General features: G+C 68.5%; 11 protein-coding genes. 1 reads left to right on the top strand and 10 read right to left on the bottom strand.

The window, feature by feature from the left end:
• Positions 1-137: 137 nt before the first annotated feature.
• The 5 genes from Q0A27_RS05870 to Q0A27_RS05850 all read right to left on the bottom strand — a co-directional run bounded on the left by Q0A27_RS05870 (position 138) and on the right by Q0A27_RS05850 (position 10,973).
• The gene (locus Q0A27_RS05870) at positions 138-1,325 is read right to left on the bottom strand and encodes a uroporphyrinogen-III synthase (protein ID WP_291474124.1); all 1,188 of its coding nucleotides are present in this window, start codon (positions 1,323-1,325) and stop codon (positions 138-140) included.
• On the bottom strand, positions 1,322-2,599 hold the full coding sequence (gene cobA, locus Q0A27_RS05865; RefSeq protein WP_291474123.1) for a uroporphyrinogen-III C-methyltransferase: 1,278 nt from the start codon (positions 2,597-2,599) through the stop codon (positions 1,322-1,324). Before cobA ends, Q0A27_RS05870 begins: the two co-directional genes overlap by 4 nt.
• 130 nt (positions 2,600-2,729) lie before the next feature.
• Positions 2,730-3,104: a nitrite reductase small subunit NirD gene (nirD, locus tag Q0A27_RS05860; RefSeq protein ID WP_291474122.1), complete on the bottom strand. Its 375-nt coding sequence runs from the start codon at positions 3,102-3,104 to the stop codon at positions 2,730-2,732.
• Between the two features lie 13 nt (positions 3,105-3,117).
• Positions 3,118-5,754 (bottom strand): nitrite reductase large subunit NirB, encoded by a 2,637-nt coding sequence (gene nirB / locus Q0A27_RS05855; protein ID WP_291474121.1) that lies wholly within the window; start codon positions 5,752-5,754, stop codon positions 3,118-3,120.
• 1,172 nt (positions 5,755-6,926) lie between these two features.
• On the bottom strand, positions 6,927-10,973 hold the full coding sequence (locus Q0A27_RS05850) for a bifunctional nitrate reductase/sulfite reductase flavoprotein subunit alpha (protein WP_291474120.1): 4,047 nt from the start codon (positions 10,971-10,973) through the stop codon (positions 6,927-6,929).
• 246 nt (positions 10,974-11,219) lie between these two features.
• Between Q0A27_RS05850 and Q0A27_RS05845 the strand changes: the two genes are divergently transcribed.
• Entirely contained in the window at positions 11,220-12,599 is a 1,380-nt protein-coding gene (locus tag Q0A27_RS05845; protein WP_291474119.1) for an MFS transporter, read from the top strand.
• Between the two features lie 408 nt (positions 12,600-13,007).
• Here the strand turns inward: Q0A27_RS05845 and Q0A27_RS05840 are convergent, their stop codons facing one another.
• From Q0A27_RS05840 to narJ, 5 genes are all read right to left on the bottom strand, one after another.
• A complete protein-coding gene (locus tag Q0A27_RS05840) occupies positions 13,008-13,289 on the bottom strand; it encodes a hypothetical protein (protein WP_291474118.1) in 282 nt (93 codons plus the stop codon).
• A 75-nt stretch (positions 13,290-13,364) separates the two neighbouring features.
• Entirely contained in the window at positions 13,365-13,940 is a 576-nt protein-coding gene (locus Q0A27_RS05835; protein WP_291474117.1) for a hypothetical protein, read from the bottom strand.
• Between the two features lie 38 nt (positions 13,941-13,978).
• Positions 13,979-15,097, bottom strand: a complete 1,119-nt coding sequence (gene moaA, locus Q0A27_RS05830; RefSeq protein WP_291474116.1) for a GTP 3',8-cyclase MoaA — start codon at positions 15,095-15,097, stop codon at positions 13,979-13,981.
• A 201-nt stretch (positions 15,098-15,298) separates the two neighbouring features.
• The gene (narI, locus tag Q0A27_RS05825; protein ID WP_291474115.1) at positions 15,299-16,078 is read right to left on the bottom strand and encodes a respiratory nitrate reductase subunit gamma; all 780 of its coding nucleotides are present in this window, start codon (positions 16,076-16,078) and stop codon (positions 15,299-15,301) included.
• A complete protein-coding gene (narJ, locus tag Q0A27_RS05820) occupies positions 16,075-16,716 on the bottom strand; it encodes a nitrate reductase molybdenum cofactor assembly chaperone (protein WP_291474159.1) in 642 nt (213 codons plus the stop codon). Before narJ ends, narI begins: the two co-directional genes overlap by 4 nt.
• Positions 16,717-16,749 lie beyond the last annotated feature (33 nt).

Here is a 16,749-nt window from a genome sequence, read left to right as displayed (position 1 = left end):
CAGCAAGTCTGCGGCACTCAGAAATCCGCGTTTCTCTGCCACAGCTGCCGCAATTCTTGCCTGCCGCAGATCTGAAGCCCGTGGGGGCGGGGGGACGCCGTGTGTGGGCGTGAGGCACCGAAAGTCGGCGCCGACCCTCACGCCCCGCGCGAATGGATGGCAGCGAGGTCGGCGTCGTCCAGGGCGAGGCGGTAACCGCGCTTGTAGACGGTCTGGATCAGGTCCGGGGTCTCCAGGGCACTGCGCACCCGTGCGACCGCCACCTCCACGGCACGTTCCGTGGTCTGCCCGTCGGCCCAGCCGTCGGCCTTGCCGCCGACCACACCGGAGGACAGTTCCTCGGCGATCTCCGCCCGGGATCTCACCCGACCCGGCCGGGCGGCCAGGATCCGCAGGACATCTGACCCGGTGCGTCCCAGGGCGTGGAAGGTGCCGTCGAGCAGCGCACCACCGGTACGCATGTGCAGCGGGCCGAAGGCCGTGGCCGTCGCCGTCTCCGGGCCGGCCAGCTGGTTCACTGTCTCACGGACCAGCGCACCGAGCCGGTAACGCTCCGGGACGATGACGTCGATACCACGGGTACGCAGCGGGGCTGCGGTGATAGGGCCCACCGCGCCGAACATGGTGCGTTCGCCGGCGAGCTGGTGGATCGCCGGCAGCGTCCCGATGCGTTCCGCGGTCTTCAGCCAGGCGCGGGCACCCGGGGCGGAGGTGAACAGTACCGCGTCCACCGCCCCGCCGGCGACCAGGCCGGTCGTACGGGCGACGAGGTCCGGGTCCGGCGGCGGACCCCACCGGTAGATCACCAGACCACTGACCTCGGCGCCGGCGTCCTCGAGGATCTGCTCCATCAGCGGATCGCCCTCACCGTGGTGCTGGATGACCACCTTGGCGTCCCGCACTCCCTCGGCCAGCAGAAACTCGGTGATCTCGGCGGAGGTCTCGCTTTCGGCGACCCAGTCGATGTCCAGCCCCACGCCCTGGACCGCGCCGCGGGCCTTCGGGCCACGCACCAGAATCTGGGCGGATCCCAGGGACGCGAGGAGCTCCTCCTGGCAGCCGTCCTGTTCGGTGGCGTCCATCCAACCGCGGAAACCCACACCCGTGGTGACGATCACGATGTCCGGCGGATCATCGATGATCCGGTGGGTGGCGTCCAGCAGCTCGGCGTCGTCGAAGTGCGGGGTGATGGTCAGCGAGGGGGCGACGGTGGTCTCCGCGCCGTGGCGTTCCAGGGCGGTGGAAAGTTCACCGGAGCGACGGTCCACCGGCAGCAGGATGTGGCAGCCGTCGAGGGCGTGGGAGAGCTGACGCGCGCCGCTCATACCGCCACCTCGTCGGCAGTACCGGCGGCGTCGACGGTTGCGGCGTCCAGCAGGCCCTCGCGGGCGGTCTCGCCGATGACGATCACCGCCGGATTGCGCACTCCCTCCGCCGTCGCGACGTCACCGATGGTGCCGAGCGTACCGCGGACGCACCGCTGGTCAGCACGGTGGGCGCGCTCCACCACAGCCACCGGACGCTCCGGGGTGACGCCGGCGTCCAAGGCCGCGGCCGCGAACGACGGCAGCATCGAGGTGCCCATGAGGACGACCACGGTGGTGGCGTCGTCGTGGAGTGCCTCCAGCGTCGCGGGGCCGGGAAGTCGGTGACCGTTCACGATATGTACCGTATCCGCCGTGCCACGGTGTGTCAGCGGTACCCCCGCCGATTGCGGCGCAGCGATGACCGACGATACCCCGGGCACCACGTCCACCGGCACACCGGCGGCCCGGCAGGCCAGGATCTCCTCGCCGCCGCGTCCGAAGACGAAGCTGTCGCCGCCCTTGAGCCGGGCGACCGTCAGACCCCGTGCCGCCCGGTCGACGATGATCCGGTTGATCTCCTCCTGCGGGACCGGATGTCGCCCCGGCGCCTTGCCGACGTCGACGATCTCCACCCGGTCGCTGATCCAGCCCGGGAAACCCGTCGGCCCCAACCGGTCGTGCACGATGACGTCCGCGGACTGCAGGACGCGCTGGGCGCGGACGGTCATCAGGTCGCGGGGCCCGGGGCCACCGCCGAGCAGCACGACGCGTCCGGTGCCGGAACGCACCGGGGTGGTGGGCAGCTCACCGGTGTCCAGCAACTCCTGGATCCGGTCACGGACCTTCACCACACGCCGCGGGTCCGGCGCACCGGTGGAGACCACACCGACGGTGACCTCATCCTCGGTGGCCTGGGCGGCCAGCCGGGCAGAGCCCTCCGTGGCGTGACCGGCATCCACGCACCAGATGCGCAGCCGGTCGGCGGCCTCGGCGACCTCGGCGTCCACCAGGTCAACGCCGGTGGCGGTGTGGACCAGCCAGGCGCCGTCGAGGTCGGACTCGCGGTACCGGCGCGGAATCCAGGTGACTGCGGGGACGCGTCCCGTGCTGTCGCGCTCCTCGGCGAGACTGTCGAGCAGCCCGACCATGTTGTCGGAGAGTCGCGGGGCCACGATGCGCAGCACCGCGCCGGCGTCCCGCAGCCGGGCGGCGCGGCGGGCTGTCACGTCACCGCCGCCGACGAGAACGACAAGTCGGTCGCGGACATCGAGTCCGGTCATCAGAGCAGTCATGGTGTTCCTCCGTGGTCATCGGGGTGGATCGTCATCTATGACCGTAGGAACACCGGATTTCGGGTCACTGTCCCCTCGACTACGGGGCGGGGTCATTTTCCGCACACCCGAAATGCAGGGTGTGTGAGATTCAGCAGTGCACGAGGATCTTGTCCCCGGTGGCCTCCACCGGATAGACCGCGAGGCGGTGGTCGGCGTCCTCCAGGGAATGCCCGTCGGTCAGGCTGAAACGCTGCTTGAGCAGCGGGGACGCCACAGTCGGCTCGCCGTCGACCTCGCCGACGATGCCACGGGAGATCACCGCTGCCCCGGAGTACGGGTCGATGTTGGAGACCGCGAAAACGGTCGAGTCGGGCATGCGTCCGGCGCGGTCGGGTTCGCCGGTAGGGACGCGGAACAGAGCGATCTGGGTGCCGTCGGGCAGCAGGACGCCGGCCCCGAGGTTGTCTTCGAGCTGGTCGGCGCGGCAGACGGTGAAGGTGTGGGCAGCGGTGGTGACAGTCATGACGGGTGCCTCCTCAGGCAGCGGTGGTAGGGGTCGCGGTGGATGTCGGTGTGGATGTCGATGTGGATGCGGTACGGATGCCGGGCAACGGCAGTGGGACCTTGCGGCCGTCCTGCTCACCGAACCGGATGGTCGGGTCGGGGGATTCGGGGGCGTTGACGAAGGAGACGAAGCGACGCAGCTTCTCCGGGTCCTCGAGGACGGCGGCCCATTCGTCGGTGTAGTCCTCGACGTGACGGGCCATGAACTCCTCCAGGTCCGCGGCGATGCCGAGGGAGTCCTCGCAGACCACCTCACGGATGTGGTCGAGCCCGCCCTCGGTCGCCTCCACCCACGCCGCGGTGCGCTGCAGGCGGTCGGCGGTGCGGACGTAGAAACCGAGGAACCGGTCGATGTAGCTGATCAGGGTCTCCTCGTCGAGGTCCGCGGCCAGCAGTTCGGCGTGCCGCGGCGTCGCGCCACCGTTGCCGGCGACGTAGAGGTTCCAGCCGTGCTCCGTGGCGATGACACCGATGTCCTTGCCACGGGCTTCCGCGCACTCGCGGGCACACCCGGAGACGCCCATCTTCAGCTTGTGCGGACTGCGCAGACCCCGGTAGCGCAGCTCCAGGTCCACGGCGAGACGCACCGAGTCCTGCTGGCCGTAGCGGCACCAGTCGGTGCCCACGCAGCTCTTCACCGCGCGCAGTGACTTGCCGTAGGCCTGGCCGGACTCCATGCCGGCGTCCACCAGCCTGCGCCAGATGTCCGGGAGCTGGTCGACGCGGGCGCCGAACATGTCGATGCGCTGGGCGCCGGTGACCTTGACGTAGAGGTCGAAGTCGCGGGCGATTTCACCGACGACGATGAGCTGCTCCGGGGTGACCTGGCCGCCGGGCATCCGCGGGACGACCGAGTAGGAGCCGTTGCGCTGGATGTTGGCGAGGAAGCGGTCGTTCGAGTCCTGCAGGGCGGCGTGTCCGTCGTCGAGGACGTGGTGGGAGGTGTCGAGGGTGGCGAAGATGGACGCCATCGTCGGCTTGCATATCTCGCAGCCGTGGCCGGTGCCGAAGCGGCGGATGAACCGGGGGAAGTCCCGGATCCGGGTGGCGGCGGCGCACTGGAAGAGTTCCTCGCGGGACTGCCGGAAGTGGGCGCACAGGGACTTGTCCTGCTCCACGCCCTCGGCGTCCAGCAGCTGACCCAGCAGTCCGACACACGAACCGCAGCTGGTGCCCGCCCGGGTGCAGGTCTTCAGATCCGCCACGGAGCAGGCGCCGTCGGTGATCGCCTCGCGGATATCGCCCTTGGTCACGGCGTTGCAGGAGCAGATCTGGGCGGCGTCCGGCAGAGCGCTGACGCCGGCGGCTGTCCCACCCGGGGCGTCCCCGTCGGCCGGGGTGAGGAAGGACATCGGGTTCGGCAGGTCCTCGCCGACCATCGGACGCAGCATCGCGTACGCCTGGGCGTCACCGACGAGGACGCCACCGAGGAGCGTGGAGCCGGTGCGGTCCATCACGAGCTTGCCGTAGGTGCCGTTGACCGGGTCATTGACGGTCAGCGGACGTGCGCCCTCGGTGGTGGCGTGGGCGTCACCGAAGCTGGCGACGTCCACCCCGAGCAGCTTGAGCTTCGTGGACATGTCCGGATCTTCGAAGGCGGTGGCGTTGCGGCCGGTCAGGCGGTCGGCGACGATCTCCGCGGTGGTATAGCCGGGGGCGACGAGTCCGTAGCAGACCCCGTCGACCGCGGCGCACTCACCGACGGCGCTGATGTGCGGGTCTTCCGTCTGGCACAGACGGTCAGTGAGGATGCCGCCGCGCGGTGCCTTGGGCAGCGGTTCCGGGGTGGCGGAGTCCGCCAGGGCGTCGATCGGGCGGACGCCGGTGGCGAAGACGACGACATCGACGGTGAGCTCGCTGATGGTCGGGTTCTCCGGGGCGGGCTCGCCGGGAGCGGGGACGGGGGAGGAGAGGGTGAGGGTGAGGTTGTCCCTCTCCGCCGATTCGGCGATGAGGTCGGTGCCGGTGTCGACGTGGACCTCCACGCCGAGCTCGCGGACCTTCTCCGCCAGCAGGACGCCACCGTCAGCGTCCACCTGGATGGGCATCAGACGCGGGGAACGCTCGATGATGTGGGCCTTCGCGCCGAGGAGCTTGAGGGCGTTGGCGGCCTCCAGGCCGAGCAGGCCACCGCCGATGACGGCACCGACGGGCTCGCGACCGACGGAACGGGCGTCCTCGACGATGCGTCGGATGTCGTCGAGGTCGTCGAGGGTGCGGTAGACCGTGCAGCCGGGCAGGTCGTGGCCGGGGACCGGAGGGACCCAGGCGTAGGAGCCGGTGGCGAGGACGAGGTGGTCGTAGCGGACGGTGGGCTGTCCGCCGGCGCCGTCGTCACAGGTGACGGTGCGGGCGTCCCGGTCGATGCCGGTGGCCTGCGCGTGCACGACGTCAACGTGCTCCGGCAGGTCGGACATCTCGAGGAGGGAGCGGTCCCAGGAGGAGACGTAGCTGGAGAGGGCGACGCGGTCGTAGGCGTGGCATTTCTCGCCGGAGATCACGGTGACACGGGCGGACGGGTCGCGGTCGAGGATCTCGGTGACGGTGCGGTGGCCGACCATGCCGAAGCCGACGATGACGGTGTGGGGTGCTGCAGTCGTTGTGGTCATGATGCGAACGTTAAGGCTCTCTTGAAGACATCGACACTGGTGAGCGCACTGTTTTACGGTCGGTTCACGGTGAGGGTGCCGGTGGTGGAACTCGGACACGTCCACGAAACACGGCGTCCCCGGAGGAAATGTGGGCGCTGCGGCGCCCTCTGAGCTCGTACCGCCGTGTCTCTCTGTTCCCCGTCCCTGTTCCGCCGCCTGTGCCCATGGTCCACCCCATGTACGGAAGTAGTGGCGAGGGGCTGTAGTCAGGTACCTGATAACGACCTCTCACCACTACTTCCGTACACCCGTGGAGGTGGACCGACTCCTCGCCACTACTTCCGGACACCAGGTGTGTGGTGGTCTGCGACCGGAACAGTGTTCGGGGTGCGTCTGGCCCTCACCCCGCCACGCCGGTGCAGCAGATCTGCGTCAGGCACGAATCCGGGGTTCCGTGCCACAAAAGTCGTGATCCGTGCCTGCCGCAGTCGTGAAGCTCCGACGAACGGGTGAATGGTCCGGCAGCGCCGTGCTCCTCATGCAGCTACCGGTACCGAGCCTTCTCCTGTGCAGCCACCAGTACCGTGGCGCGGAAGTCAGGTACCTGATTTCCTCCTCTCGGTGCTGGTAGCGACAGTCAAGCCACATCGATTCTGGTAGCTGCAGCGGTAGGGCAGCGGTAGGGCAGTGGCAGGGCAGCGACCGGGCACTGACCGGGCACTGACCGGGCACTGACCGGGCACTGACCGGGCACTGACCGGGCACTGACCGGGCACTGACCGGGCACTGACCGGGCACTGACGGGGCACTGACGGGGCACTGACGGGGCCGGGTGGTTGTCATGGAGGGATCCGCTATCCGGCGGCGCTCCGGACGATCAGCCCTGTCACGACAAGAAACACCCTGCCGGCCGGATCCACAGGTGGATCGCAGTGGTCGGCGGGGTAACCAGGATCGCGACCGACATCCTCGGATGGTTCAGGTAAGAGCCTGAACCGGAGAGGTCGAGCACTTTGTGTTCGGGCAACTCTGGTCGTGTTACCGGCACTGCCGGGGTTGTTTTATGTCCAGCGACGGGCGGATCACTCCGGGAGTTACTGAATAACTGAATAGGCGCAATCGGAGCAACCGGACCGGGCAGGCGGAATCCGGGCAGCGCTCCGCGCGCATCAGCAAGCGACAGGACGCATTCAGTACACGTCACGCACGTACCGCTTCTCCGCCGAGAGCCGGGCGACGAACTCACCGGCCTCCGCCTCGCCCATCGCACCCTGCTCGGCGACGATCTGCCGCAGCGTCCGGTCGACATCGGTGGCCATCCGGGCGGCGTCCCCGCAGACGTAGAGGTGCGCGCCGCGCCCGATCCACTCCCACAGCTCCCTGGCATGACGCCGCATCCGGTCCTGCACGTACACCCGCTCGGATGTGTCGCGGGAGAAGGCGGTGGACAGCCGGGTCAGCGTCCCGTCACTGCGCAGACTGTTGAGCTCTTCGCGGTAGAGGAAGTCCGTCGCCTCGTGCCGCTCGCCGTAGAACAACCAGTTCTCGCCGGTTGCGCCGGTCTGCCGTCGATCCTGGAGAAACCCACGGAACGGGGCGATGCCGGTGCCGGGGCCGATCATGATCATCGGTGCGTCGGCCTGCTCGGGCGGCCCGAAGCTCCGGTTCGGGGAGATGAACAGCCGCACCTCGTCGCCGGATGCCAGGCCAGCGAGCCACCCGGAACTCACACCGCGACGCCGGTGGCCTTCCGTGCTCTTGAAACCCACAGTCGAGACGGTGATCTCCACCCGCCCCGGATCACTCCGCGGCGACGAGGAAATCGAGTACAGCCGCGGACGCAGCGGTGACAGCGTTTCCACCCACTCCTCGGCCGGCACTGTCACCGGGTAGGACGCCAGGACGTCGCACAACTGCCGGCCGTGGGCGTATTCACGCAGAGCCGCGGGATCGTCGGTGAGGGAGCCGAGACCGGACCCCGGGTGCTGGGCATGGATGAGTCGCAGCACCGCCGGGGTGATCGCGGTGATGTCGAGTTCCCCGGTGAGGGTCTCGATGAGGTCGTCGCCGGCGGACGCGTTGAGTCCGGTGCGCGCGAGGAACTCCTCGACGACGGCGGGCCGGTTGCGGGGCCAGACGCCCAGGGCGTCGCCGGCGGAGTAGGTGAGTGTGTCGGCGGGCAGCTCGAAGGCGTAGCGGCGGACCTCGCGGCCGGTGGAGACCGGGTCGCCACTGGTCAGTCGGGTGGATTCCAGTAGTCGGGTGGGTAGCGGGTTGTTACGGGACCAGGTGGATGCGGTGGGGGATGCAGGTGCTGAGGCGGCGTCAGCGGCCACGTCAGCGGCCGCGTCAGTGGCGTCCTCGGCAGTCTCCTCGCCCAGCTCCTCGGAGACGGCGGCGAGCCAGGCGGCCGCGGCGTCCTCGAAATCGGGTTCGCAGGAACCGCGCGGGGCGAGCTGCTGTGCACCGAGGCCGGTGAGCCGCTCGTCGAGACGGCGGGCGAAGCCGCAGAAGTCGGCGTAGGAGGAGTCTCCGAAGCCGAGGACCGAGTAACACAGATCAGCCAGTTCCGGCAGGTCAGACTGCCCGGAAAGAGAGTCCCAGAGGGCGGTGGCGTTGTCCGGGGCCTCGCCGTCACCGGTGGACGCCACGACGAACAGCACCGTGCCCGTCAGTTCGGCCGGGGTGACACTGTCCGCGCACCGTTCCTGCGCCGGGATGCCGGACGCCGTGAGCGCGGCCACGAGATCGGGGACGTACTCCTCGACGGTGCCGGTCTGGGAGGCCCAGACCACGGTCACCGGCGGCTGGTCAGGCTGTGCCTCCGGTGCAGCGGCGGGAGCAGGCGACGTTGCCAGCGGCACCCGGGCGAACAGTCCGGAGAGCACCCCGTCGACCCACGCCCGGTGCGGCTCCGCCAGCGGCGCATGGGGCGGGACGGTGGGGACCGCGTCCGTCGGAGGGGCGAGAGTGAGGGCGTGGACCATGCCGTCGAGCCAGGCACGTTCGGCGACCGTCCAGTCGGCGGTCGGGGCGGCGGCGAGCACTGCAGGCAGGTCGGGCAGATGGGGCACAGTATTCTCCTCGGCGGCTCCGCCAGCGGGAACAGCGGGCGCATCGGGAACAGCAGTCACCGACACCGCACACGCCTTGAACTCGGGCTGCAGGGACTCGGGATCCACGGCGTCACTGGTCACCTCGTTGACCGGGGTGTCCGCGTAGTGCATGGGGATGAAGCAGGTGCCGGGCACGATATCCGGACTGACCAGCGCGCGAGCGGTCACCGCACCGCGTCGGGAACGGACCTCGACCGGATCACCGTCCGCCGCACCGAGGCCCTCGGCGTCCACCGGATTGATCTGCACGAAACTCGACGGGTTGAGCTTCATCAGCTTCTTCACCCGCCCGGTCTTTGTCATCGTGTGCCACTGGTGCGGCAACCGCCCGGTGGTCAGGACCAGCGGGAACTCCTCGTCCGGAGTCTCGGCGGGCGGCAGCCACGGGCGGGCGTGGAAGCGGGCGCGCCGGGTCGGGGTGGGGAAGGCGAGGCGGGGGATGTCGCCGCCGTCGGTGACGAACAGCTCCTGGCTGACCCCGTCATTGAGATAGCGCACCGGATTCCGGCTCTCAGACTCTGGCGCGGCCGGCCACTGCACCGGCCCCTGCCGCAGCCGTCCATGGTCGACTCCCCGCAGGTCCCAGCCCGTCCTCGGATTGTGGAACCGGCGGATCTCGTCGAAGACCTCGGACGCGGAGGCGAAGTCGAAACCGGCGAAGCCCATGGCACGTGCGACCCGGCAGATCAGCTCCCAGTCCGGTAGGGCGTCGCCCGGGGCGTCCAGCAGAGGAGAGGTGAGCGTGAGGTTGCGCTCGGAGTTCACCATCACCCCGTCCGCCTCGGACCACAGGGCGGCGGGCAGCACGATGTCGGCGTGCCCGGCGGTGGCGGTGCCGGCGTAGGCGTCCTGCACGACGACGCAGTCCGCGGCGTCCAGCGCCTCGGCGACCGCGTTCCCGTTCGCCATGGAGGACGCCGGGTTCGAGCAGATCACCCACAGTGCCTTGACCGTTCCGTCCTCGTCGGCCAGGTCGCGGAACAGGTCCACGGTCCCGGAACCGCACCGGTCGTGCAGCGTCCCGGCGGGCAGATCCCAGATCTGTTCGACCTCTGCGCGCTGGTCGGCGTCCAGCACCGTGCGCTGGCCGGGCAGGCCGGGGCCCATGTAGCCCATCTCGCGTCCACCCATCGCATTCGGCTGGCCGGTCAGCGAGAACGGGCCCGCCCCGGGACGGCAGATCGCGCCGGTCGCCAGGTGAAGGTTGCACAGTGCGGTGGTGTGCCAGGTGCCGTGGATCGACTGGTTCAGCCCCATCGTCCACAGGCTGACGAGCTTCCGCGTCCCACCGATCCAGGACGCCGCCTGCTCCAGATCGGCCGCGTCTACCCCGGTGATTTCCGCGACGGTCTCGACCGGGTAGTCGGCGAGATGGTCGGCCATGACCTCCCAGCCCTCGGTGAACTCGGCGATGAAATCTTCGTCGGTGTCGCCGTTGTCCATGATCAGCCGCAGTAGTCCGTTGAGCAGCGCCATGTCCGTGCCCGGCCTGACCTGGAGGAACAGGTCCGCCTTTTTCGCCGTCGCCGTACGCCGCGGGTCCACGACAATGAGTTTCGCCCCCTGCTTCACCCGGTCCATCATCCGCAGGAAGAGGATCGGGTGGCAGTCGGCCATGTTCGCCCCGGTGACGAGGAAGACATCGGCGTGGTCGAGGTCGTCATAGGAACCGGGCGGGCCGTCCGCGCCGAGCGACTGCTTGTAACCCGTCGCCGCAGACGCCATGCACAGGCGCGAGTTCGACTCGATGAGGTTCGTGCGGAAATACCCCTTGGCCAGCTTGTTCGCCAGGTACTGCGCCTCGGTCGACATCTGTCCGGAGACGTACAGCGCCACGGCGTCGTCCCCGTGGTCCTCGCGCAGGGCGGTGAAGCGGGCGGCGACCTCGGCCACCGCGGCGTCCACCGGTGTCTCCTCTCCGTCGACGAGGGCCGCGGTCTGGCGTCCTCCGGAATTCAGCAGGTCGGCGGTCGTCGTGCCTTTGGTGCACAGGCGGCCACGGTTGGCGGGGTGGTCGGCGGTGCCCTTCGCGGAGAGGACGCCATGGTCGTCGCTCGTGAGGGTGAGCCCGCAGCCGACGCCACAGTACCCGCAGACGGTGTCCACAGTTGTTCCGGTCATGATCAGGGACGCTAAGCCCGTTGTATTGCCGGTTCGTCTGGTGCGCGTTACACGACTGGGAACAGGAACTCACGGCGTCCTTCCGTCTCCTGTGAGGACGTCACACCCCGTCACCTGCGCCGATGTGCGTTCGCCGACACCTGGGGGCCGCCACGTGAAGTTCCTGTTTCCGAGTTTCCCCGGGAGGTCCGGACTGCCTATATCTGGGGGAGTCCCTACCTGACCGAGACCGTGAGGAGCCCTTCCGTGACCGTCACCGCCCCCGTCCACAGCCCGCCTGAACCCCACCTCGAGATGAAGGAGGGACGCTGGATCACCAACTGGACCCCCGAGGATCCGGCGTTCTGGAACGGCCCCGGGCGAGCGACCGCCCGACAGAACCTCATCTGGTCCGTCTTCTGCGAGTTCCTCGGCTTCGCCGTGTGGCAGATGTGGTCGGTGACCGTCATCATGCTGCCGCAGGCCGGCATCGACATCACCAGCTCCCAGCAGTTCTGGCTGGTCTCCCTGCCGCCGCTCGTCGGTGCGACGATGCGCATCCCCTACAGCTTCACCGTCCCCATCTTCGGCGGACGCAACTGGACGGTGATCTCGGCTCTGCTGCTGCTCATCCCCACCGTCGCGACGACCCTGGTGCTCTTCGCCGACAATCCGCCGGTGTGGGTGCTGTTCGTCATCGCGGCGACGGCCGGACTCGGTGGCGGCAACTTCGCCAGCTCCATGTCCAACATCACCTTCTTCTACCCGAAGGCCGAGAAGGGGGCCGCACTCGGTGTGAACGCCGCCGGCGGCAACCTCGGCGTGGCCGTCGCCCAGCTGGTCATTCCGGTGGCTGTGTCCGTGTTCGCCTTCGGTGCTTTCGACCCGGCGCTGCCGATGGCCGGCCTGATCTGGATCCCGCTGATCCTGCTGGCCGCGTGGGGCGCCCGCCGCTACATGCACAACCTCACCTCGGCACGAAATGACATCCGGGGCTCGCTCTCGGCGCTGCGCGAGAAGCATCTGTGGATCATCGCCTTCCTCTATGTCGGCGCCTTCGGCTCCTTCATGGGCTTCGGTTCGGTGTTCCCGACCCTGATCAAGACCCAGTTCCCTGACTTCTCCTCCTTCACCGTGGTGGGGGCGACGCTGACCCTGGCCTTCCTCGGTCCGCTGGTCGGTTCGTTGGCGCGCCCCTATGGAGGACGCCTCGCCGACCGTGTCGGTGGAGCGCGGGTGAGCATCGTGGTGTTCGTGTGCATGGCCGTGGTGACCAGCGTGCTCGTGGTGTTGCTCGACAGCATCAGCTTCTCCGGCTACCTGCTGCTGTTCCTGCTGCTGTTCACCCTGACCGGGCTGGCCAACGGGTCGGTGTACCGGATGATCCCGACGGTGTTCGAACTGTCCGTGGCGTCCGATGATCCGGTGGGGCATGAGCGCAAGAGTGCCGCGGCCCTGGGCTACATCGGCGCGGTCGGTGGTTTCGGTGGCTTCGCGATTCCGCAGGTGCTGAACCTGTCGAAGAACACCACCGGTGGCTTCGACACCGCGTTCTGGATCTTCGCGGGGGCGTATCTGCTGATGGCCCTCTTGACCTGGGCGGTGTACCGGCGCCCCGGCACCCGCTTCGCCGCCGCGAATGTGTGAGTGACGGGGCAGGGCCACTGTCTGCTCTGCCCCCACCCGTGCAGCATGTCTGCGGCAGGCACGAATCCGGGATTCCGTGCCACGAAAGTGGCGATTTGTGCCTGCCGCAGACATGAAGCCTTTCCGCAGCTACCGGTACCGGACTTCCTTCGTGCAGCCACCAGTACGTGGGCGCGGAATTCAGGTACCTGATTTCCTCTTCTCGGTACCGGTGGTCGCAGCCAGAGGGCCGGGGGGGGAGAATAGACGGGCGTCGGAGTGGCTGTCACGGGAGACCCGACAGCCGTCGATGCTCCGGACGAGGGGTAGAAGACAGAAAGCGTGCCGCTGCCACCGGACGTCACAGCGGGTCGAGATGACGACGACCACGGAACGTCTACGTCGGGGACCCCTGGGCGTCCCGCCGAACTACCGGGTCATGAGGATCTCCGCGGCGCCGGCGAGCTCGGTGCTCACGGCTGAGAGGTCTTCGGGGGAGGCGGTGTCCAGCAGAGTGACGATGGTCTGGTGCGCCTTCTCGCGGTGCACGCGGTCATCGTCGTCCCACTCACCCGACAGGTGCGCGGAGATGAGGTGCGCGTCATCATCGAGTACCAGGGCAGCGTCGGTCGTCGTGGCAGCGGCTGTGGTCGTGGCATCGATGTAGTCCGACACGATGCCGCGCAGCGACGGCGGAAGAGGGGCTGGCATGGAAGACGATGTCATGCATTCCAGTGTTACCACGGTCACCCGGAACTGCAACCGGGAACGCGCACACCAGACCTCTCACACCCCGAGATCAGGACGGTAGTGGCGCAGCCAGGAGCCGATCTCACCCTGTCGCCAGGACGCCTCGAAGTCGCCGGGGAACAGGGCACCGTCCTTGTCGTGTACCGGCCTGCCGCCACGGAACGCCTCCGGTGCCTCCGTCATCCCGGAGTACCGCTCGACCAGTTTCGGGTCACCCTCCGGGTTGAGGGTGAGCATGGCGTCCCCGACGATGCCCACCCGGTTCGCACCCTTCGGGGTGGTGATGACACGCACGTCACCCCAGCGCATCAGGGTGGTCAGGGTGCCGTCGGTCGCGCGGATCCCGTCCGGGCTGAGGACCAGGCGCTGGTTGTCGCGGTTCGAGGCGTTCTTCAGGTTGCCGAAGAACATGCGGCACAGGATGACGCCGAGGACCGCCCCGAGGATGCAGCCCAACCACAGTTTCCCGACCAGGTAGGTCGTCACGACGGCGGTGGCGACGAACGCGGCGACGAAGGTGATGATGATCAGAGGAAGGGCGCGACGCATCCGGTCGGCGGAGCTCACGACGCTGCGCAGTTCGACCGGGGCGGTGAAGTCTGGGGTAGTCACCGCTTCAGCCTACCGGGGCAGAAGTTGAACACCGGAAACTAACCCCCGATGGCGCTCATCGTGCGCTCGGGCTGCACGTACTCCGGGTCATTGAGCGTTACCTCGTCAGAGCCGTAGGCCCGTGGCTTGAGCATCATCGCGCCCGCCCACACGTCGCAGATTTCCTCGTCGGATGCCCCGGAGCGCATCACCGAGAGCAGGTCCGTCTCCTCGTTGGAGAACAGGCAGCTGCGCACCTTGCCGTCGGCGGTGATGCGGGTGCGCGAACACGCCGCGCAGAAGGACTCGGTCACCGAGGCGATCACACCGACCTTGCCCAGTGCCGGGGAGGACGCGGACGCCTCCTTCGGCCGCACCTCCCACAACTGTGCCGGGGCGGACCCGCGGGGCACCGGGTCAGGGGAGAGGTCGAAACGCTCGGAGAGCCGGGCCCGGACCTCGGCACCGGAGACCAGGTTCTCCTTCGCCCAGGTGTGGTCGGCGTCCAGCGGCATCTGTTCGATGAAGCGCAGCTGGTAACCGCGGGTGACGCACCACTCCAGCAGGTCGGCGGCACCGGTGTCGTTGATGCCGCGCATGAGTACCGCGTTGACCTTCACCGGCTCCAGACCGGCAGCCTTCGCCGCCTCCAGGCCCTTGATGACCTGGGGGAGACGGTCGCGTCGGGTGAGTTCCTTGAACGCCTCGCGGTCGACGGTGTCCAGGGAGACATTGACGCGGGTCAGGCCGGCGTCCACCAGCTCGTCGATGCGCTTGTCCAGACCGATGCCGTTGGTGGTGATGGAGACCGGGATCTCCGGGTGGAGGCGTCGGACGCCGGCGATGATGTCCGCCAGGTCGCGACGGACCAGGGGCTCGCCGCCGGTGAACCTCACATCGCGCGCGCCGAAGATGCGCACCCCCAGGTCGGCGATGCGGACGGCTTCCTCGGCGGTGAGCAGGTTGTCCTTCTGCAGCCAGACCATGCCCTCGGCGGGCATGCAGTAGGTGCAGCGCAGGTTGCATTTGTCGATCAGTGAGATGCGCAGATCGTCGGCGACGCGTCCCCAGCGGTCGGCGAGTGCGCGGGCGGGGGAGGGAGAGTCAGGCACCGGCGAGGTGCGCGTCGACGAGGCCCGCGCGGGGCGCACCACAGGGGTCGGCAGGACGGTGGTCATGTTCTCAACCCCTTTCTCGTGGGTTGTGTCTCGGGCAGGTCTTCGGTATCTCCGGACCCGGTTTCGGTGTCTCCGTCCGCAGGTCAACCGGGTAAACGGCTGCCGTGTCCGGGGGCGGTTCACTGTAGGCCACTGTAACCCCGGGCCGCGTGAGCGACAACGGGAGCGGCCCGGTGGTGCCGTCTCGGACTCCTTGATCCATCACCTCCGCCGCTGGATCCGCTGGTCGAGTTCGCGCTCGGGAACTTCCAGCTGCTCCCAGGCGACCTCCCGCCGGGGCGCGGTTTTCGTCCGCGCGTCGCGGGACCGGTAGACGATGTACGGCCGACTGACATACCCCACCGGGGCAGAGAACGCGTGGACCAGGCGGGTGAACGGCCACAGCGCGATCAGTGAGAAGCCGCAGACCACATGGACCTTGAACTCCCACGGGACATCGGCCATCAGATCGGGGTTGGCCTGGAAGACCATGATCTGACGGAGCCACGGCGAGATCGTCTCCCGGTAGTCGTAGCCGTGCGGGCCGCCGAACACCTGGGTGGATACGGTGGCGGTGAATCCGGACAGGATCGCCACGCCGAGCAGAAGGTACATCACCTTGTCGGAGCGTGACGTGGCCAGGAACACCGTGCGGTTGACGCCGCGGCGGTATATCAGTCCGACCAGCCCCACGATCACTGCGATCCCGGCGATGGTGCCCGGAATGGTGGCGATCAGGTGGTAGGCCGTCTCGGAGACACCCACCGAGGTCGTCCACGATTTCGGGATGGCCAGTCCCATCAGGTGTCCGATGATCACGAACATCATCCCCCAGTGGAACAGGGGGGAGGCGAGGCGCAGGATCCGCGACTCGTAGATCTGGGAGGAGTGGCTGGTCCAGCCGAACTGGTCGGTCCGCCAGCGCCACACCACCCCGATGATGAAGGCTGCGGCGGCGAGCCAGGGGAAGCCGGACCACAGGAAGGTCTCGAAGGGACTCACGGCTGATGCTCCATTCCGGTAGCAGGCAGCGGGGTGCCCAGCCCGACGAGTTCGGACGGGGGACCGCTGCGGACGAGGCGGCGGTAGTTTTCGGCGGTGGCGTCGGACACGGACGGCAGTGCGGAACACACGCAGGTCACCAGCTCCGCATACGGTGAGTCCAGGTCGGACAGTGCTGCGCGGAGCACCTCCAGTCCGTCCCGGTGGGAGGCGAGCATCTCGGTCACCGGGTGCCAGCTGTCCCCCGTGGACTGCGCCGCGGATTCGAGCAGGACACACAGGTGGTCCGGCAGCTCCTCCCGGATCAGCGTGAAGCCGAGGTCCTCGATCTGGCGGGAGAACGCCAGAATCGCCGCGCCCCGTTGGCGGGTGTCGCCGACGGCGTAGTAGCTCAGGGACAGCGAGCACCGGCGACGCTGGTCGAAGGTGGCCACATAGTCCTGCTGGAGGGCCGACGGGCCGTCCACAGCCCGGTCGGTGGCGTACTGCAGGAACCGGGACAACCGTTCGCCTGTCTCCACCGGAAGATCACCGAGCGAGTCGCCGACCGCGGCGAGAATATCCGGCATGCGGTCATCGGGGTAGTCCAGGAGCAGCGCAGCGGACATGAACACCACGCGACGCTGGGCGTCGTCCATGGGGACACCGGCGGCGAACTCCTCGGGCAGGGT

Source organism: Corynebacterium sp., assembly GCF_022712275.1.
Classification (GTDB): Bacteria; Actinomycetota; Actinomycetes; order Mycobacteriales; family Mycobacteriaceae; genus Corynebacterium.
Note: the sequence above shows the minus strand (reverse complement) of the source record. Positions and strands in the feature narration are given on the sequence as shown.